The sequence below is a fragment of the Bacillus crepusculi genome, from assembly GCF_014764715.1.
Taxonomy (GTDB): Bacteria; Bacillota; Bacilli; order Bacillales; family Bacillaceae; genus Bacillus.
In genome coordinates this window covers 32655-52358 of record NZ_JACXXE010000010.1, presented here as the reverse complement: position 1 = coordinate 52358, position 19704 = coordinate 32655, and the positions used below count along the sequence as shown (strand labels likewise).

General features: G+C 42.9%; 21 protein-coding genes. 9 read left to right on the top strand and 12 right to left on the bottom strand.

All coding sequences use genetic code 11. The features are described 5' to 3' along the window. Positions 1-25 precede the first annotated feature (25 nt). The 4 genes from IEE86_RS15555 to IEE86_RS19625 all read right to left on the bottom strand — a co-directional run bounded on the left by IEE86_RS15555 (position 26) and on the right by IEE86_RS19625 (position 3608). Positions 26-235: a hypothetical protein gene (locus IEE86_RS15555; protein WP_191098032.1), complete on the bottom strand. Its 210-nt coding sequence runs from the start codon at positions 233-235 to the stop codon at positions 26-28. A 15-nt stretch (positions 236-250) separates the two neighbouring features. Continuing rightward, positions 251-1384 carry a DUF418 domain-containing protein gene (locus tag IEE86_RS15550; protein ID WP_191098031.1) on the bottom strand — a complete coding sequence of 378 codons (1134 nt, stop codon included), beginning with the start codon at positions 1382-1384 and terminating at the stop codon, positions 251-253. A 137-nt stretch (positions 1385-1521) separates the two neighbouring features. After that, a complete protein-coding gene (locus tag IEE86_RS15545) occupies positions 1522-2811 on the bottom strand; it encodes an adenylosuccinate synthase (protein WP_191098030.1) in 1290 nt (429 codons plus the stop codon). A 212-nt stretch (positions 2812-3023) separates the two neighbouring features. Beyond that, a complete protein-coding gene (locus tag IEE86_RS19625; protein ID WP_191098029.1) occupies positions 3024-3608 on the bottom strand; it encodes a TetR/AcrR family transcriptional regulator in 585 nt (194 codons plus the stop codon). Between the two features lie 135 nt (positions 3609-3743). Here IEE86_RS19625 and IEE86_RS15535 point away from each other — a divergent pair, with 135 nt between their 5' ends. Further along, positions 3744-4949 carry a cytochrome P450 gene (locus IEE86_RS15535; RefSeq protein ID WP_191098028.1) on the top strand — a complete coding sequence of 402 codons (1206 nt, stop codon included), beginning with the start codon at positions 3744-3746 and terminating at the stop codon, positions 4947-4949. A 32-nt stretch (positions 4950-4981) separates the two neighbouring features. Here IEE86_RS15535 and IEE86_RS15530 read toward each other — a convergent pair whose 3' ends face one another. The 3 genes from IEE86_RS15530 to IEE86_RS15520 all read right to left on the bottom strand — a co-directional run bounded on the left by IEE86_RS15530 (position 4982) and on the right by IEE86_RS15520 (position 7253). Then, positions 4982-5395, bottom strand: coding sequence for a VOC family protein (locus IEE86_RS15530; protein ID WP_191098027.1), 414 nt, complete (start codon positions 5393-5395; stop codon positions 4982-4984). A gap of 129 nt (positions 5396-5524) precedes the next feature. Beyond that, positions 5525-6889, bottom strand: a complete 1365-nt coding sequence (gene dnaB, locus IEE86_RS15525) for a replicative DNA helicase (RefSeq protein ID WP_191098026.1) — start codon at positions 6887-6889, stop codon at positions 5525-5527. A gap of 145 nt (positions 6890-7034) precedes the next feature. Next, positions 7035-7253, bottom strand: a complete 219-nt coding sequence (locus IEE86_RS15520) for a hypothetical protein (protein WP_191098025.1) — start codon at positions 7251-7253, stop codon at positions 7035-7037. Between the two features lie 214 nt (positions 7254-7467). Here IEE86_RS15520 and IEE86_RS15515 point away from each other — a divergent pair, with 214 nt between their 5' ends. From IEE86_RS15515 to IEE86_RS15485, 7 genes are all read left to right on the top strand, one after another. Further along, positions 7468-8319 (top strand): alpha/beta hydrolase, encoded by an 852-nt coding sequence (locus tag IEE86_RS15515; protein WP_191098024.1) that lies wholly within the window; start codon positions 7468-7470, stop codon positions 8317-8319. After that, positions 8316-8555 (top strand): MbtH family protein, encoded by a 240-nt coding sequence (locus IEE86_RS15510; protein WP_191098023.1) that lies wholly within the window; start codon positions 8316-8318, stop codon positions 8553-8555. Before IEE86_RS15515 ends, IEE86_RS15510 begins: the two co-directional genes overlap by 4 nt. Positions 8556-8610: 55 nt before the next feature. Beyond that, complete coding sequence (locus tag IEE86_RS15505; RefSeq protein WP_191098022.1) at positions 8611-10227, top strand: ABC transporter substrate-binding protein; 1617 nt, start codon at positions 8611-8613, stop codon at positions 10225-10227. A 98-nt stretch (positions 10228-10325) separates the two neighbouring features. Continuing rightward, positions 10326-11300, top strand: coding sequence for an iron-hydroxamate ABC transporter substrate-binding protein (locus IEE86_RS15500; protein ID WP_191098021.1), 975 nt, complete (start codon positions 10326-10328; stop codon positions 11298-11300). A 46-nt stretch (positions 11301-11346) separates the two neighbouring features. Further along, the gene (locus tag IEE86_RS15495; RefSeq protein ID WP_191098020.1) at positions 11347-12075 is read left to right on the top strand and encodes an alpha/beta hydrolase; all 729 of its coding nucleotides are present in this window, start codon (positions 11347-11349) and stop codon (positions 12073-12075) included. A gap of 95 nt (positions 12076-12170) precedes the next feature. Further along, positions 12171-12320: a YycC family protein gene (locus IEE86_RS15490; RefSeq protein ID WP_191098019.1), complete on the top strand. Its 150-nt coding sequence runs from the start codon at positions 12171-12173 to the stop codon at positions 12318-12320. A 22-nt stretch (positions 12321-12342) separates the two neighbouring features. Then, the gene (locus tag IEE86_RS15485) at positions 12343-13557 is read left to right on the top strand and encodes a CynX/NimT family MFS transporter (protein WP_191098018.1); all 1215 of its coding nucleotides are present in this window, start codon (positions 12343-12345) and stop codon (positions 13555-13557) included. Positions 13558-13599: 42 nt separating this feature from the next. Here IEE86_RS15485 and rplI read toward each other — a convergent pair whose 3' ends face one another. Genes rplI through IEE86_RS15470 form a run of 3 tightly spaced genes read right to left on the bottom strand, consistent with a single transcriptional unit; the run spans position 13600 to position 17075 of the window. Then, a complete protein-coding gene (gene rplI / locus IEE86_RS15480) occupies positions 13600-14049 on the bottom strand; it encodes a 50S ribosomal protein L9 (RefSeq protein WP_008359128.1) in 450 nt (149 codons plus the stop codon). After that, positions 14046-16025 (bottom strand): DHH family phosphoesterase, encoded by a 1980-nt coding sequence (locus IEE86_RS15475; RefSeq protein ID WP_191098017.1) that lies wholly within the window; start codon positions 16023-16025, stop codon positions 14046-14048. Before IEE86_RS15475 ends, rplI begins: the two co-directional genes overlap by 4 nt. 30 nt (positions 16026-16055) lie before the next feature. Further along, positions 16056-17075 (bottom strand): YybS family protein, encoded by a 1020-nt coding sequence (locus IEE86_RS15470; protein ID WP_224741033.1) that lies wholly within the window; start codon positions 17073-17075, stop codon positions 16056-16058. A 221-nt stretch (positions 17076-17296) separates the two neighbouring features. Between IEE86_RS15470 and IEE86_RS15465 the strand changes: the two genes are divergently transcribed. Continuing rightward, complete coding sequence (locus IEE86_RS15465; protein WP_191098016.1) at positions 17297-18223, top strand: manganese-dependent inorganic pyrophosphatase; 927 nt, start codon at positions 17297-17299, stop codon at positions 18221-18223. Between the two features lie 55 nt (positions 18224-18278). Here the strand turns inward: IEE86_RS15465 and rsiV are convergent, their stop codons facing one another. Next, positions 18279-19136, bottom strand: a complete 858-nt coding sequence (gene rsiV, locus IEE86_RS15460) for an anti-sigma-V factor RsiV (protein ID WP_191098015.1) — start codon at positions 19134-19136, stop codon at positions 18279-18281. Next, positions 19137-19631, bottom strand: coding sequence for an RNA polymerase sigma factor (locus tag IEE86_RS15455; RefSeq protein WP_191098014.1), 495 nt, complete (start codon positions 19629-19631; stop codon positions 19137-19139). It abuts the gene before it with no gap. Positions 19632-19704 lie beyond the last annotated feature (73 nt).

The following is a 19704-nucleotide window of genomic DNA, read 5'->3' as shown; positions in this document are numbered from 1 at the left end:
GAAACCCTCGTCATGAGGGCTTCTTTTATGAATGCCTTTTATTATATAGCCAATCTGCGACGAAAAAAACAAGAAGTCCAGCCATTAAAATGACAAAGGTGACGGGTCGTCTGTCTCCTTCGAAATACGAGTACAGCGCATGTCCCCCTAATGCCAGAACATAAAAGACAAACGCTGGTACTGCAGCTTTATGTGCATTCGCTTGTTCTTTTTTCGCCATTTTTTTAAAAAACATTGTATCTATTCCCCTTTACGATGCTTTCTTCATCGTCACTCGGTGAAGTGCCCGCGAACGAATATATTCCATCGGACCAATTCTCCAAACCTTTAGACAACATGCTGATATGGCGATTTGCAGAAGTGAAATCAGTAGCCATGCCAAGACGATGAGGGGTGCGTTGATTTGACCACCAAGACCCAACCCCCAGCTGTAAAAAAGAATGGAGCAGATGACATTTTGCAGGATATAGCAGCTGAGCGCCATTTTCCCTACATATTCAAACCAAGTCCACATGAACCATGATTCCGTACGCGCCAAAAGCTTTGCCATGACAGCTATATAGAAGATAGAGAGGAATGGTGAAAACAAATAGCGCACCACGAATTCCACTATTTCATTTGGAACGAAGACGAGTGCATTCAGCGGCAGACCAACCCACAAACCGATTCGGAATAATGTTTTCCGCAGAGATCGCCCACGTTCATTTGCATAAAATACACCGGCTCTCATCATTCGCACGCCTAATAAAAATAAAAATGTATTCATCGGAATGATAAAGATCGCTTCTTCTCGGTACATGAAAAAGTGCTGTAATCGGTCTTGAACTTGAGATATCCATGTCTCCGGCAGCTGTTCTTCGTACGCTGGTTCACTGCTCTGGTCATAGGATTCAGTTTCCATTTCAGAGAAAGAAAATACAACCAGAAAAGCCATCACTAACAAATGAATGGCACCAGAGACAAGCATGCCTTTTTTGATGCGCCGACTCCCTCCACGTACAATAAAAGCCACAAGGAGACCTGTGACGGCGTAACTCATGAGTACATCATATTCCATCACAAGCGCAAAATGGACAAAACCTTCAATAAATAAAAATAAAAGAATCCATAAATAGGTACCCGGCCAAGGTGTGTTTCTTCTTTTCGCCTGCTGATATTTCAGCTCTAGCCCCACACCAAACATGATCGTGAGCAGCGAGAGCATTTTTCCATAAACGAACATGGAAACAAGGCTTTCAAGAAAACTGCCATTTTCATATTCATCCGCAATCTGATCTGTCGCAAAAGTATCCCCTGCGTATGCAAAAAACCAGACGTTCGTTCCCAATGTGCCTAATATGGCAAAGCCTCGTAAAATATCTAATAATCGTATTCTATCTTTCACTTGAACGCTCCTTCCCTTTATACAGTTATCATATTTTGGTAATGCCGGGAAGTCCGTTCTGGTGAAATTAAGGAATATTTAAACAAAAAAAACACCAGTAAAATGTGTCATTTTACCGGTGTTTGATCAGTTTATGCTTATGGACGGTACACGCTGCGGACAATGTTCGTTTGTGAACGGTCTGGTCCGACTGAGAAGATAGACAGTGGAATACCTGTTAATTGTGAAATACGCTCTAAGTAATGACGGGCATTTGCAGGCAGTTCACTTAAATTCTTCACGCCTGTAATATCCTCTGTCCAACCTGGCATTTCTTCGTAGACAGGCTCACATTTCGCTAATTCTTTTAGGCTTGCTGGGAATTCCTCTGTGATTTCTCCGTTCAATTTATAAGCGACACAGATTTTCAATGTCTCAATCCCTGTCAGTACATCGATTGAGTTAAGAGATAAATCTGTAATCCCGCTCACACGGCGGGCATGACGGACAACGACACTGTCAAACCAGCCAACACGGCGCGGGCGCCCAGTTGTCGTACCGTATTCACGGCCAACTTCACGGATTTGATCGCCAATTTCATCATGGAGTTCAGTCGGGAATGGGCCATCTCCAACACGTGTTGTGTACGCTTTTGACACGCCAACCACATGTTGAATTTTTGTTGGTCCTACACCCGAACCAATCGTCACGCCTCCAGCCACTGGATTAGATGACGTTACAAATGGGTATGTCCCTTGATCGATATCAAGCATCACGCCCTGAGCTCCTTCAAATAGAACACGGCGGCCTTCATCTAGAGCATCGTTCAATACAACAGATGTGTCCACGACATATTTTTTTACTTGCTGACCATATTCATAATACTCGTCTAAAATATCTTCAATTTTGAAGCCTTCTGTGTCGTACATTTTCTCTAAAAGACGATTTTTCTCTTCTAGATTACGTGCAAGCTTCTCTTCAAATACTTCACGATCTAATAGATCTGCGACACGGATTCCGACGCGAGCTGCTTTGTCCATATAAGCTGGTCCGATTCCTTTTTTCGTCGTACCGATCTTATTAGCCCCTTTCCGTTCTTCTTCTACCTCATCCAATTTTAAATGGTAAGGCAGAATCACATGGGCTCTATTGCTGATTCTGAGGTTCTCTGTACTCACATTCCGTTCGTGAAGATACGCAAGCTCAGTGACCAACGCTTTAGGATCAACCACCATTCCATTACCGATGACACAAGTTTTCTCTTTATAAAAAATACCGGACGGAATGAGGTGTAGCTTGTAAGTCACTCCATCAAATTTGATCGTGTGACCTGCATTGTTTCCCCCTTGATAACGGGCAATCACCTCTGCATTTTCTGAAAGGAAATCGGTAATTTTCCCTTTTCCTTCGTCACCCCACTGCGTACCTACTACGACTACTGAAGACATATCGTGCACCTCCGTTAACCTTTCAAAACGTTATCTCTTTCAAACACATTTATTTTATCAATGCACAATGAAAAAGTCAACGTGAAATCCGAACATTAATATCTCGAAATCAAATTTTGTTCGCTTTAAATGTGAGGAAAAGCGCTTTAACCGCTTCTTCCTTGCTAAAAAAAAGAGATTTTGAGCAAAAACAACTTTTTTCGTTTCTCACCTTATTCATGATTTTCAATCAATTGAATCATTGAGCTTGCCATGAAATCAGGTGAATACGGTCTCCCTGTCCTCAGCCACCATTCAGCGGTCCCAACATAAGCAGAGATGACAAATTGCTTCTGCATGTCGAGAGGAACGTGATGCGGGTCAGGCTTTGAACATGCGACCTCCTCTAACCTCAAAGTAAAGCTTTCTTCAAAAAAAGCACTGACTGTTTGATGTATATTGAGCTCTCGTCCTCTTTTCAAGAGAATTTGATACTCCTCTTCATGTTCCTGCAAATGCTGAAAAAACCGAAAAATATACACATATGCTGTATGGTCTGCCTGCCAATCCTCTTCTTGTACAGGTGCAAAAATAGCGGCTTTCATCACATCAAACATCTCATCCATGACCTGCTGGGCAAGATCAAACTTATCTTCATAATGCTGATAAAAGGTGGTGCGATGGATACCTGCCCTTTTCGTTAAATCCTGTACGGAAATCTTCCCCCATTCCTTCTCTCTTAATAACTGAAATAACGCTTTTCTTAATTGCTGCTTTGATTCAGTTGCGCGCTTATCTCCTCTGTAGCAGTCCGCCACAAGCCGCTCCCCCTTCCCATTTTCTTCAACAGATTTCGCTTTTCTGTTGGTTGAATCCTCAAGGCTGATGAATTAACTTTAATCTAACACAACGAAAAAAAGGAATCATCTGACAACCCATAAGGAGTGATAATCATGGAAACAACCACACCAAGTGCCGTGCAAAAAGCGTTATTAAGAGGAAAAAACAAACAGGACCCATATAACCCGTTTGATTGGTATGCCAAAATGCGTCAGGAATCGCCTGTTCATTTTGATGAAACAAGCCAAACATGGAGTGTGTTCACCTATGAAGAAGCAAAGCGTGTCACAATCGATAAAGATACCTTTTCTAGTCAGCCGCCTAAAGACCAGCGGAAGCATTCTCTGATGAAAACAATGGTGATGATGGATCCGCCTAAACACACGCGAATCCGCTCCATTGTGAGCAAGGCCTTTACACCTCGAGTGATGAAATCGTGGGAGCCCCGTATTCAAGAATTGATGGATGAACTCGTGGCACAAATAGAAGGGAAGGGAGAAATTGATCTTGTTCAAGACATCTCCTATCCGCTTCCTGTCATCGTCATTGCAGAGCTTTTAGGTGTGCCTTCAGAGCGTAAACAGTCCTTTAAAGAATGGTCAGATATTCTCGTCAGTATGCCTAAAAGTGAAGATGAAAAAGATGTAGCGGAATGGCAGAAGACACGAGACCAAGGAGAGGCTGACATGATGGCATTTTTTGCAGACATCATAGAAGAGAAGCGTCAGCACCTCGGTGAAGATTTGATTTCTCTTTTGATTCAAGCGGAGGAGAATGGAGACAAGCTGTCAGCGGATGAATTAATCCCTTTCTGCAACCTTCTCCTGTTAGCAGGCAACGAAACGACCACCAATCTAATCTCCAATATGATCTTTAGCCTGTTAGAAAAGCCTGGAGCGTATGAAGCGCTCGCTCAATCACCTGAGCTCATCCCTCGTGCTGTGGAAGAGGCTGTTCGATTCCGTGCCCCTGCGCCTACGATCGTCCGTTATGTCACAGAGGACACAGAGCTTGGAGGGAAAGCGTTGAAAAAGGGGGACAATGTGATTGTCTTTCTCGCCTCTGCCAACCGGGATGAGCGTCAGTTTTCAAACGCACATGAATACGATATACACCGTCATCCTAACCCTCATATTGGCTTCGGTCACGGCATCCATTTCTGTCTAGGCGCACCACTTGCTCGCCTAGAGGCATGTACAGCCATAAAGACTTTAATGGACCGATATGAGTCGCTAGAGCTCCTCTCTTACGTTCCGATGACAAGCAGCAGTATGTATGGACTGAAAGAGCTGAAGCTGCGTGTCACGCCTCGTTCATAACAAAAAGACTCCCACTAAGCATGGGAGTCTTTTTAAACAGGTGTAATTCCTTCTGAGTTCATGAGCACAACTCGATACCCATCTGGGTCTTCAATGGTCGCTCCTCCCCGGTCCCAGTATGGATTCGTAGAGGTGACATGACGTCCGCCACATGAGATCAGTCTCTCTTTCATCTCCTGAAACTCCTGTTCATCTGGAATATAGAAAACAAGCAGCTGTTCTGGATGCGGAGCGGGCAGACTCTCTTCTTCTTCATGTTTGGTGATTTCTAAATGAACATGCTGGTGAGGAAGCCCAAGCATCACCCCATCGTACCCTTCATGCTGATCAAATGAGCCTATTCGTTTGAGCCCTAAGCCTTCTTCATAAAAGGACACAACCTCTTCCATGTTGACAGTTGGGCGTGCGATGCGTAATTGAGCGGCTTCGAACTGTTGAAATTTCATCAGTCATCACTCCTTCTCTCTCTTTAGTATACGCTCTCTCATTCTTCCTCTCCTCCTCATTTCGACCGTTTTTCAATCATTCTTTCGATGTAGATGGATCAAAAAAAGCCCAGCTTCTTGAGCTGGGCTTTAAGCACCGGGCGGAACACCCGCATCGTCAAATCTTCTTTCCAGGTTGACGAATTTGTTATATTCTTTGACGAACGCCAGTGATACTGTACCTACTGGACCGTTACGCTGTTTGGCAATAATGATTTCTATAATGTTCTTATTCTCTGATTCTTTGTCGTAGTAATCATCACGATAAAGGAATGCCACGATATCGGCATCCTGCTCAATACTTCCTGATTCACGAATATCAGACATCATTGGACGCTTGTCCTGACGCTGCTCTACCCCGCGTGAAAGCTGTGATAAAGCAATGACCGGAACTTCAAGTTCTCTTGCTAGTGACTTTAAAGCCCTAGAAATTTCAGATACCTCTTGCTGACGGTTATCGCTTGATCGTCCGCTCCCTTGGATAAGCTGTAAGTAGTCGATCAAGATCATGCCAAGACCGTTTTCTTGCTTCAACCGGCGGCATTTCGAGCGAATTTCACTCACTCTGATCCCAGGTGTATCGTCAATGAAAATTCCACTGTTTGACAGCGAGCCCATCGCCATTGTCAGCTTGCCCCAGTCTTCTTCTGTCAGATTACCGGTTCTTAGGTTCTGTGCATTGATATTTCCCTCTGCACAAAGCATACGCATGACTAATTGCTCAGCGCCCATCTCTAAACTAAAGATGGCGACACTTTCGTCCGTTTTGGTCGCGACATTTTGTGCGATGTTCAATGCGAAGGCTGTTTTCCCTACTGATGGACGTGCCGCTACAATAATTAAGTCATTTCGCTGGAATCCAGCTGTCATCCGGTCAAGCTCAGAGAAACCTGTTGGAATCCCTGTAATATCGCCTTTGCGGTTATGAAGCTGTTCAATATTATCATATGTCTGAACAAGAACGTCTTTAATGTTTTGGAAAGCTCCTGAGTTTTTACGCTGCGCCACTTCCATAATGGTCTTTTCAGCATCACTCAACAGATCCTCTACCTCATCCTCACGCGTGTACCCATCCTGTGCAATGGATGTCGCAGTGCGGATCAGACGTCTTAAAATGGATTTTTCTTCTACAATTTTTGCATAGTATTCAATGTTTGCGGCAGTTGGGACAGAGTTCGCAATATCGGTTAAATACGAAATCCCGCCTACCTCTTCAAGTAAATCTGTATTGGCAAGTTCAGATGTCACCGTGACAAGATCGACCGGTTCCCCTCTATCACCAAGTACAAGCATCGCATTGTAAATCTTTTGATGCGACATTCTATAGAAATCCTCTGGAATTAATACCTCAGAAGCGAGCGTTAGCGCAGATGGTTCTAAAAAAACAGCACCTAATACGGCCTGCTCGGCTTCTATATTTTGCGGCGGCAGCCGGTCATCGAGAAGTTCCGTCATGCCAAGCACCGTCCTTTCATAAAAAAATACGCTACTCATCATTTTAACATTTTCATCAATAAAAAAGTGAAAAACATCGACTATAGTCAAAATTACCATGCCGATGTTTCATTGAAAAGTGTATTTTTTTTAAAAAGAAGAGGTGTCAGTGGTGGTTTTGCTGGAGGGCGTGATGAAGGAGGAGAACGGTGATCATATCAGTGGCCCGCTGGTACAAATCCCATTCCTCATAGGCCGCAAATGTCATCCGTATTTCATGTAGCGCTTGTTTCATTTCGCTTAATTCCTCGACCGTAAAGGTCTTCTTCAAGTTCAATTGATATTCGTACAGTTTTCGTTTTAGCTTGCCAATTGGTGTATGCATGGCGATTGTCTCTCCCTATAACCTGACCTTTTGAGATAGTGATTACCCCCTCATTATAAAGGATGTACCCATTTTCTTCTTCATCATTTGTCATATTTTATCACGGTCTTTTCTGCTCATATTTCCATCGTCCCATTTGACTTCTCATGTAAATCAAGATACCATTTATTCGATAATGATAATCATTTTCATTTAGAGAGGAGCCCTTAGTTGAATGATCCCTTCTCTTTTTTACGAAAGCCAGTCATTTATGCTCGCTGGGACGCAGCAATTGGATGTAAAGGATCGGCCCTATCGACTATTCATCTATCAACCAGATGGACCCATACCTTCAGAAGGTTTCCCTGTAATATATGTACTTGACGGGAATGCGATTTTTGCCACCATGGTAGAAGCACTTCGTCTCCAATCAAGCATCCCTGAAAAAACAGGGGTGACACCTGCTGTCATTGTTGGCATTGGATACAAGACGGATCAACCCCATCACCCACAACGACATGAGGATTTTACTCACCAACCGCCAGATCAATGGATACAGACACTTAAAAAAGGAGCTTCCACACACTCCTATGGGGGTGCCCCTGCTTTTTTTACCTTTTTGGAAGAACAGGTCAAACCGATGATTGAAGCACGGTACTCAATCAATCGAGGTCGTCAAACCCTATTTGGCCACTCTCTTGGCGGTCTTTTTACGTTAAGTACACTATTCGAACATCCTGAAGCATTTCAAACATATATTGCCGGAAGTCCATCTATTCATTGGTATCCGTCGTTCCTGTTACAGCAAGAACAGTCGTTTCAAAAACGATTAAAACAACAGATGCATCAAAAACGATTATTGATTGGTGTGGGTGAGCTTGAACAAGACCATATCTGCCAGATGAACCATCACGCACAGGCGATGAAGGAACGGCTGTCTGTCTATTCACCTAATGGAGTACACGTACATTTTATGGAATTTTCAAGAGAAGGACATTCCTCTGTTCTGCCAGTCTTGATGAATGAGGCCTTGCGTTTTGCTCTCTATCCTTCCGAATCAAAAAAGATAAAGGAGGGAGACCGATGAATAACCCTTTCTTGCATAAAGATGGTTTATTTCTTGTGCTGATGAACGAAAAAAGACATCATTCTCTTTGGCCATCCTTTGAACCGGTTCCTCAAGGATGGGAGACTGTATATGGAGAAGACACTCGGGATGCTTGTATTGACTACATTCAGGCAAACTGGCAAGATCTCTGTTGCCATGGTGTCACAGAAGACACCCAGCCATCTGCATCATATAAACTCATGATCACCCTGTGAAAAAGACAGGGTGTTTTTCAATTCGTTGTAAAAAGAAAAGTAGAGGTGACTGTTCATGAAGACTCATTCCCAGCATGTGCTGACTGAGGCCGGTCATTTTATGTACCGTCTGATCAGTGTCGAAAAAATCCGTCACACCGCATTACCACATGTAGAACAACAGCTTTCCAATACATATTGTCTTCTTTTTAGTCTCAACAGCAGCGGCTCTCTCTTCATCAATGATCAAAAATGGCGCTTGAAAGCTGAAACTCTTTATACGATGCTGCCAGACGAAACGTTTATGCTGGACACTGTGCCCAATCAAAAGCATGAGCTTTATTTAGTGCGCTTTCACATCTATGTGCCGGGTCACGATGGGATAGAAACCATTTCAAAAGAGAAAGCAAAACCTCTACTCAATGCCTGGCAATTCGTCCATACAGATGCCTTTGAGCAGATCCATTATTCATTAACACAGATGACACACCTTGGTCAGCAGCCGGAATCCAATCATTTCTTTCAAAGCCAGCTCATGTTTCAAAAGCTGATTTTTAAGTTGCTGACACTTCACCAGCACATGATATGTGACACGGCACAGGCGCTTTTTAAAACGAAGCAATACATCGATGATCATTCAGATGAACCTATTCGCTTAACCATACTTTCTGACATGGCTGGTGTCAGCCCCAATCATTATAGTGAACAATTTAAGAAACAATTCGGTCTAAGCGTCACAGACTATTTGACGAAAAAAAGGCTGACTCGTGCTAAGCAGCTGATGGCGCAAGGAAATGACAAACTCAAGAATATTGCCCAGGAAATCGGCTATCACGATCCTTACTACTTCAGTCGAATGTTCAAGAAAAAAACGGGTGTGTCCCCTTCTCAGTATATGAAAAGCAGACAGCGTAAAATCATTGCCTATGGCCCTTCTATCCTTGGACAGCTGACGCCGCTTCATGTACTTCCATACGCTGCACCCATACATCCAAAATGGACGGCCTATGATTTTGAGCACTATGGGGACGACATCCCGATTCATTTAAACGCACATCGTATCAATGAATATAGCGAAATGAACATACAGCAGGTGCAAAAAGCACAGCCAGAACTCATCATTGCAAACGATCAAATCACAAATGAAGAGAAATCTGCCCTTCTATCAATTTGCCCTGTACATTTTGTCCCTTTCCATCAATTAGATTGGCGGTCTCAGTTTCAAGAGACTGCCGCTATACTGGGCGAAGACAAGGAAGCACAGGAGTGGCTGACACAATACGATGAACTAGTCGAGCAGGCGAAGAAAATTTGCTCACGCAGCAGAAAAACGATTCTCCCTATTAGGGTATATCAAGATCAACTCTACTTGTCCGTCAACCGCACTTTGTCAGAGGTCATATTAGACGATATCGGTCTGCCTCCCGCCTTTCATCAAGCGAACAGCATGATGGAGCAGAAAATTGATGTAGATTTCATCCAGCAGTGTGATCCTGATTGCATCCTTTTACTTTTGCATAAAGAACCGAGCACCCTCGCTTTCTATCATCAATTAACGCAGCAGGAAGCTTGGCAAAACTTAAGAGCGGTTGCGCGGCAATCAGTCTATTCGCTCTCTTCAGATCCTTGGAGAGAGTATACGGCTGCCAGCCACCTGCGGGTCATTCATGATCTATTATCCTTTTATCCGTAAAATGTCCATCAAATGCCGGAGGAAAATCTATGGATCAATGATAAAAAGAATCCTATAATTTTTAATTGAGAATAATTATCATTTAAAGGAGAAAACATATGAAAAAATGGGCAGCTTTGCTTATCATTTGTATCGTGATGGTCATCACTTCAGCTTGCGGTAGTGTAAATCAAAACACAACGGCTACAACAAAGAAAACAACTTCCACACAAGCATCAGCTAAGGCTGAAATAGAATACTTAGGTCAGATATATGAAGTCAAAACACCCGCGAAACGCCTTGTTATTGCTGGAAGTTTGGAATCAATGGAAGATGCAAAACTGCTCGGTATTAAGCCGATTGGGGCATCAACTGTAGGCGGAACATTCCCTTCATTGTTTGAGGATATCACCTCTAAAACAGAAGGCATTGGCGAAAAAACAGAGCCAAACGTAGAGAAAATCCTAAAGCTCAATCCTGATGTGATATTAGGATCAACAAAGTTCCCGCCAGCGACCATTCAAAAGCTGGAGAAGGTGCAAACGACCATCCCAGTGTCCCATATCTCTTCGGATTGGAAAGACAATCTCTTACTGCTCGGACAACTGACTGGGAAAGAAACCGAAGCAAAAACGATCATTGCAAACTATCAAAAAGACTTAGAAAAAGCGAAAAAGACACTAAAAGAAACAAGTAAAAACAAAACAGCCATCATCCTCCGCATTCGACAAGGAGATTTGTATGTCTATCCTGAGGATGTGTACTTCAACTCTACATTGTATGGAGACCTTGGATTTACAGCGCCAAACGAAGTAAAAAAGGCGAAAGCACAAGCCTTACTTTCAATGGAACGCCTCGGGGAATTGAACCCTGATTATATTTTCGTTCAATTTTCTGAAGAAGAGAACGCATCTAACCCGAATGCCCTCAAGGATTTAGAATCCAACCACATTTGGAAAAGCCTTCAGGCTGTGAAACATGGACATGTGAGTGAAAATATCGTCGATCCGTTGCTTCAAGGCGGGACGGCTTTAAGCAAAATCACATTTCTCGATCAATCAGTCAATTGGTTATCATCGCAAAAAACAGATTGAGCGCCGTCATGGCGCTCTTCTTCATGATAGAAGGAGGAACTCGTGAATGAAAGGTATTTTTTTATATGACGAATTGAACGGTCGGCAGCTGGATATTTATCTCCCGTCTCATCCAAACCACACCCTGCCAGCTGTGATTGTGCAGGATGGTTCCTCCCTGTTTCACCGGCACATCCTCTCTTTAGAAGATATGATGGAACACGGCACCATCACACCCGTAGCCCTCATTGGTGTTCATCCATTCAACCGGCTCGATGAATACACACCTTGGAACGCCCCTGCGCTTCATTCATCCTTTCCGGCCTTCAACGGCGATGCTGACACGTATCTTACTTTTTTAACTGATCAACTGATGCCTTATCTTTTTCAGCACTATCCGATTCAATCTGAGCATGGACAGCATGGACTCATTGGTGCCTCTTTAGGCGGGCTTGTGTCTATGTATACGCTATGGAAAAAGCCATCTTTTTTTCATCACATCGGCTCTCTATCCGGTTCCTTTTGGTACCCTCACTTCATGCCGTACATACGTCAGCAAAACCCTAAGGCGATACCCCAGCGGATCTACCTATCGGTTGGCAGTGAAGAGGGAAAGGGCAGATCCTCAGCTCAGCAATTTATGGTGCCATTTACAAAAGAGCTCTATCACCTCCTTCACCATTGCGGCATCTCAGAACAGCAACTCCGTCTTCATATTGAGCAAGGAGAAGGACACCACCTCGGCCAATTTCAGCGGAACTTTGTCGCTGCCATCAAGTGGTTGTATCAGCGTTAAATAGAGCCTGCCTTTTCAGTGGGAATTTTTTAGGCCGCGCTATAAGCAGATATGATATATTGGAACGTATAGATTGAAAAAGGAGGGATTTGCGCATGAGACCCTTACAAATCTCTGCCGATACGGCACAAAAACTTGCTGCATCAATCAATGTACCCATTGAACAAATCATGCATATGCCGCAGCATGTCTTATTAGCTAAATTAGCGGAGCTTGAACAGAAGAAGAAAGATCGTTCTTCTTAAAGAAATAAAGGAGTTTACATTTATGGAACAACAACTAGAACAATCAAACAGACATCCTCGCAGTACAGGGCAAACCATCCTGCTGATAGCTGGGATTTTACTCATTGCCTTTAACCTGAGACCTGCCATTACGTCCGTTGGTCCTGTGATTGGCGCCATTCGTGCCGATTTACAGCTTTCAAATGGACTTGCTGGTTTTCTCACGACATTACCGCTACTTTCATTCGCATTGCTTTCTCCAGTTGCACCTAAAATTGGCAAACGCCTTGGCAATGAACGAACGCTTTGGCTTGGACTGGCTGTTCTTTTATTTGGGATTGTCATTCGCTCGTTAGGCTCCATCACCTTCTTAATGATCGGAACGGCGCTCGTCGGCGTCGGGATTGCGATTTGTAATGTACTCTTACCTGGACTCGTGAAGCATAAATTTCCTGCACATGCTGGACTGATGACAAGCGTATATACGACCTCGATGTCCGTCTTTGCTGCACTTGCATCTGGTGTCAGTGTTCCGCTTAGTCATACCATGCCTGGAGGATGGAATACGTCATTTCTTGTATGGGGTGGACTTGCGCTTATTGCCATGATGGTCTGGGCACCGCAGCTTCTTCATCAGAACACAGTGGCGGTCAAAAGCATTTCACTCACAGAGCAGCCAATATGGCGTTCACGTGTCGCATGGCAGGTGACCTTTTTTATGGGCTTGCAGTCATTTCTTTTCTACAGCAGTATCGCATGGTTTCCTGATATTTTGACAGCTCATGGGATGAACCTATCGACAGCTGGATGGATGCTGTCTATTATGCAGTTCGCTGGTCTTCCATCCACCTTTTTAACTCCCGTTTTTGCAGAAAAATTGAAAACACAAAGGCCGCTTGTCTTCGGACTTGTTCTTGTGTATTTACTTGGTATGATCGGTCTTCTTCTCGGAGGGTCTACGCCTATTCTTGTCATCTCTGTTTTATTGATCGGCATTGGACAAGGGGCGAGCATCAGTCTTGCTCTTACATTTATCGGATTGCGGACAGCCAATATGGAACAAGCAGCTGCCCTTTCTGGTATGGCGCAGTCTCTCGGTTATTTATTAGCTGCTGTTGGTCCGTTCATGATTGGTATTCTCTTTGATCTCACTCATTCATGGACGCCATCCATTATCATCTTTATCGTCATTTTATTCTTTATGTTTTTATCAGGCATGCGTGCTGGGCGAAATGTCTATATATCAGATCCTTCTTAAAAAGAAAGAACCCGCCTCCTCATGAGACGGGTTCTTTTCTATTTATGCTTGTTCTGTCACGTGCACTTTCAATGTTGCTTGTACTTCTGGGTGAAGCTTCACCGGTACATTTGTATACCCTAATGCACGGATGGCGTCATTCAGCTCGATTTTGCGCTTATCGAGTTTGATTTGATGATCTTTTTGTAATTTATCAGCGATTTGTTTGCTTGTAATCGAACCAAACAGACGACCGCCTTCACCTGATTTTGCCGTGAGTTCCACTGTTAACGCCTCAAGAGTTTCTTTTAGTTGTTTCGCTTGTTCAAGCTCTTGGATGGCATTCTTTTTCTCTTTGTTTTTCTGCCCTTCCAATGCACTTAGGTTCGTTGGGGTTGCTTCAACAGCTAACCCTTGTTTGATGAGGAAGTTGTGAGCGTATCCGTCAGCTACATTCTTGACTTCGCCTTTTTTCCCTTTGCCTTTTACGTCTTTTAGAAAGATCACTTTCATCTTTGAACCCCTCCTTCAAAATATTCGTCTATGGCAGCTTTTAACTGCGCTACCGCTTCTTCAATGGTTATACCATACATTTGGGTTGCAGCGTTAGTCAAATGACCACCGCCGTCTAACGCTTCCATGATAATTTGGACATTGATATCCCCTAACGATCTTGCACTAATGCAGACGGTGTTGTCATCTCGTCTAGCAACAGCAAAGGACGCTTCCACCTCACTCATCGACAGCAGTGAATCAGCCGTCTGTGCAATCGTAATTTGATCATAATACTCCGAGCTGTCAGACGGCAATGAAGCGATCGCCACCTGGCTTTGATACAGCTCTGTATGCTGAATGAGTTTTGCCCGTTTGATGTAATGATCGACTGTCTCTTTTAAGAACTTTTGCACAAGGACAGGATCTGCCCCCTTTGCACGAAGGTAAGAGGCCGCATCGAACGTTCTTGATCCCGTTCTCAGCGAGAAGCTCTTCGTATCAACGATGATGCCGGCAAGAAGCGCAGTAGCCTCAATCATGTTAATTCTTAATTTCTTCGGCTGGTACTCTAATAGCTCTGTCACAAGTTCCGCTGTGGATGAAGCATACGGCTCCATATAGACAAGTAAAGGATCTCGGATAAATTCCTCGCCTCGTCTATGATGGTCAATCACAACGACGTTTTCAATTTTATTCAGCAGTCGTTCTTCCATGACGAGAGACGGTTTATGTGTATCGACGACCACAAGCAATGTGTCATCCTTTGCAAGCTCCATTGCTTCCTCTGGCGTGATAAAACGTGACCAAAGCTCTTCATGATTCTTAATTTCACTAATCAACCGTTGAACACTGTCCCCAATTTGGTTGGCATCAATGACAATATAGCCTTCTTTCCCATTGGCCTGAGCAACTTTCAAAATACCGATTGATGCACCGATTGAGTCCATGTCTGGAAACTTGTGACCCATGATCATCACATTACCGCTTTCAGACACAATTTCTTTTAAGGCATGAGAAATGACTCGTGCGCGCACGCGTGTCCGTTTTTCCATTGGATTCGTTTTCCCGCCGTAGAATTTCACTTTTCCATTCGGCTGTTTAATGGCTACCTGATCCCCGCCTCGTCCGAGGGCAAGGTCAAGACTCGATTGCGCAAGTGCGCCAAGCTCTTTTAAAGAAGGAACAGACGCACCGATCCCGATACTCAGGGTAAGCGTTGCGCTATGTGCCCCTGTTTTTTCACGAACCTCGTCTAAAATGGAGAACTTCGAGGCTTCAAGCTCTGCTAAAATGCTCTCATTTAATACCGCCATAAATCGTTCAGACGAAATTCTCTTTAGGAAAATCCCATATTCCTGTGCCCAATTGTTTAACAGGGACGTCACTTCACTATTAATAGTGCTGCGCACCTGATCATCAAGGCCCTGCGTGACATCGTCATAATTGTCTAAAAAGATATAAGATAACACCGTTCGTTCATTTTCATACTGCCTTTCAATTTGCACCTGTTCCGTGACATCAAAGAAATATAAAAGGCGCTCTGACCGCTTAATAATGACTTTAAATTTCCTGTCATTCAGCGTCACATTTTCTGTCTCGACCTCCTGTTTAATAAGAGGGACAACCGACTCGAATGTATCGTACAAGGATCTGCCGACAAGTGTACTTTCATGAAAGCACGAAGCGAGAAATGGATTTGTCCATTCGATATAATACTGGTCATTAAACAGCATAATACCAATTGGCATCTCCATTAATGCTTCTTCTCCAACCTTTTTGACTCGATAGGATAATGTTGAAATATATGAATCAATCTCTTTTTGTACTTGCGTATCTGCCCACTTTAAGAAGTAGAGCACACCTGCAAGGACTAAAAGACCAACCGCTCCTATGATCCAATTAAAATAAAGGTTGAGGAGGACTGTGATCGTCGCGAGAACAATTAACGCGATGATCGGATACTTGATGACAGGTTTTCTATAGAAGCTTGGCACTGATATCAACTCCTCAACATTCAGAGTGAATTATTTGTTTTTTACTTTATCTCTTAAATCAAAACCTATGTCAGCAATTCCTATAATACGCACAATCACACCGATTGGCGAATAGAGAACCGACAACACAATAGCGAAAATAGGTACCACTTTTGAGATGTTTTTTTCGTGGCAATAATAGAAGATAAAAGATAAGCCCTGAATCAGCATCAGTATAAATAAAATTTGAAACGCACTCGTTTGCACGAGCCATAGAAAGCTGCCTTTTTCCGACTGAATCAGCATCAAAAGCAGTGTGAGTAAATAATACCATACCATGCTTTTTGGCAACCGCATATCCTTAAATTTCTTAAGTGCCGGCATGTCTTTGACAAACCGTTTGATCAGAGGCTGCACGAACCAGTGATTCACGAAAGCCATCAGCGTGACCAAAATCAATAACGCTACAGGTAAAGCACTCAATGCGGTATTCTGCAACTCTGTGAACTGCTTCAGCTGCTTCGCAATGTCCTGTTCAGAAGCGCCGGATTGCTTTAAGGCACTCTCCACCATCGGAATGATTTGCTCAATCGACTCTTTTGCGATTCCCATAATATCGATCTCGAAAAGCTGAACACTGACAACAAAGGAGATGAGAAAACTGAATAAATAGATCAGCGCACCTGTAATGATGGCATTCCCAGGCTGCCTTCTGCTGTAGAAAACACCCATACCTATTCCCACAGCAATCAGCATAGGTGCACTGAGCAGCCCGTTAATAGACCCAATTAAAAAGCTGATCACTATGCCAATAGCGCCAGCAGCAATTCCTTTTTTCAAGCCATGCCTGATTGTATAGAGAATGATCGGAATCGGAGCAGCTAGGAAGAAAATAATGGATAATAGCGGCACATACAAATAAAACAGCGTCATGACCGAAAAAATACTGATCATAATTGCGCCCTCTACTAACGCTTTTGTTTGTTTCACACCTTCACCTCTATCCAATCCTTTTTCTATATCTTGCTCAATGTGTACTTCTATGTATACGTGCGATGTTAGCTCCAACATGCCTTGCCCCAAACGTTATTTTACCATAGCGGCAAATCTCAAGTAAAATGCAGGCTATCCTGGAAACGTTTCACGTGGAACAACCATATGGGATCGTACATGCAAGTTTTCAAACAGCATGTTACAATTTTTTAGATTATTCTTAGCTATAAACCCTGAATTCAAGGTCAAAAGCTGTTAGAATAGAAACATCATCAATAAATGTAAGAAGGAGAATTCACATGGGAAAAACACTCGTATTCGGACACAAAAACCCTGACACAGACACGATTTGCTCTGCTATCGCTTACGCTGATCTAAAAAACAAAATCGGCGTTCAGGCAGAAGCGGTCAGACTTGGAGAAATTAATGGAGAAACACAATACGCATTAGATTTCTTTCAACAAGAAGCACCTCGTTTCATTGAAACAGCTGCAAACGAAACAAAGCAAGTCATTCTTGTCGATCATAACGAATTCCAGCAAAGTGTAAGCGATATTGATCAAGTACAAGTGACTGAGGTCATTGACCATCACCGTATTGCCAACTTTGAAACAAGTGAACCTCTTTACTATCGTGCTGAACCAGTTGGCTGTACAGCAACGATCTTAAACAAAATGTACAAAGAGAACCAAGTGACGATTGAAAAAGAAATCGCTGGTTTGCTTTTATCTGCGATCATTTCTGATTCCTTACTATTCAAATCTCCAACATGCACACAGCAAGACATTGATGCTGCGCATGAGCTCGCAAAAATCGCAGGGGTAGACCCAGAAGTTTACGGCCTAGATATGCTGAAAGCAGGCGCTGACCTAAGCCAAAAAACGGTTCAAGAATTAATTACACTGGATGCAAAAGAATTTGCACTAGGCAAAAGCAAAGTAGAAATTGCGCAGGTCAATACAGTAGATATCGCGGAAGTGACAGCAAGACAGGCTGACATTGAAGCAAAAATCAATGAAGTCATCGCAGCGAAAGGTCTTGATCTATTCGTTCTAGTGATCACAGACATTTTAGAAAATGACTCCCTTGCTCTTGCACTCGGTGCCGAAGCAGCAAAAGTAGAAAAAGCATTTAACATTACACTTGAAAACAACACAGCTTTACTAAAAGGTGTTGTATCCAGAAAGAAACAAGTGGTACCTGCACTAACGGACGCTCTTTCTTAATCAACACGACAAGACTGCTGACTATGTTCAGCAGTCTTGTTTGTCTGTCTTCAGTTTAATGAATGTACATATCACTGACAAGAATATCCTTTAGCACACTTGTTGGGATCGTAAATTCAACTACACCCATGTAACCAGGCGCCACATCGTATTCATTAAAGGAAATCACAAGTTTGCCTTTTGAATTGATATAGAAGCTTTGATCTGGCTGAATCTTCTTAAACGGATCAACCGTATCTTTCTTGGTAATCCAGTAAATCTTATTTGAATCCTCCTTCATCTGTTTCTTCATTTGTTCTTTAATATTTTCACTAATCACATCAATATAACGGTTATCTTTAAACAAGCTTGGCAGTGTGATCAGTACATGATTTTTCTTATCCACCGTATCATATGTCATTTCCTCTGCCGCAGAAGCCTGAGTGGTTACCTTGTATCGACCTAGTGAGAGAATTTGATCATTGTTCGTTCTCACTTCATATCCGCTCTCCACACTTAAATGACCATTTTTATAGCCCTTTGTTTCCTTTTCAAAATTCTGATACAGCTTTTTATTTTCAGCTAAATATTTTTGATTCAGGCTGTCTTCTAATTTTCCGTCACCAAGCCCCGATACGTGTGGTGTTTTAAGGTCAATATTTGTTCCCTGATCGCTCTTTTTAAATTCTGTGAACGTCACGACTTTCACCAGCTCACCAATGACAGGCACCTCTGAAATTGCTCTTGCTGCCTGTGGACTTACGTTAACAGTCGTGACAAAAAGAGCAGCCGCAGCAACAAGTCCGATGGTCCATTGCTGAAAATGAGGTTTTTTATTTTTTCGTTTCAACGTCCGTTCAACCATAGTATCATATTCCGGGGGAATAGGGATTTCTAAATATTCCTCTTTTAACTGTTCCAAATGCTTATCCATTTATATTTCCTCCTGCAATAATTCTACTTTTAAAAGCCGCAACGCCTTATATAATCTTGTTTTAATGGTGTTTTCGTTTTCTTCGAGAATATGAGCGATGTCCTCTAGTTTTAAATCTTCAAAGAATCTCAAGATAATGATGACCCGATACATCTCAGGCAAATCCTCTATAGCCCGTCTCACATCTTGATCCTCATAGATATCTGATTCACCCTTTGATAAAAATTCAAGTGTGTCATCATCTGTCACCTGCATCCGCTTCTTCTTTCGTAAAAAGTCTAGGGCAGCGTTCATCACGATTTTATAAAACCAGCTATGCATTTTGCTCGCATCCTCTAGTCGGTGAACAGATTTGAGTGCTTTATGAATCGCCTCTTGAACGACATCCATCGCATCTTCCGGGTTTTTGACATAACTATAGGACAATCGATAAAAACTATGTTTATGCTCCATTACGTAATCCGCAAATTGATCATCAATCTTTCGTTTCTTCATTTTACAAAGAGCTCCTTTATCTTAAATGCGCATCTGTTATTTCGTACATTGGATAGACGCGCACCTTTTAGAA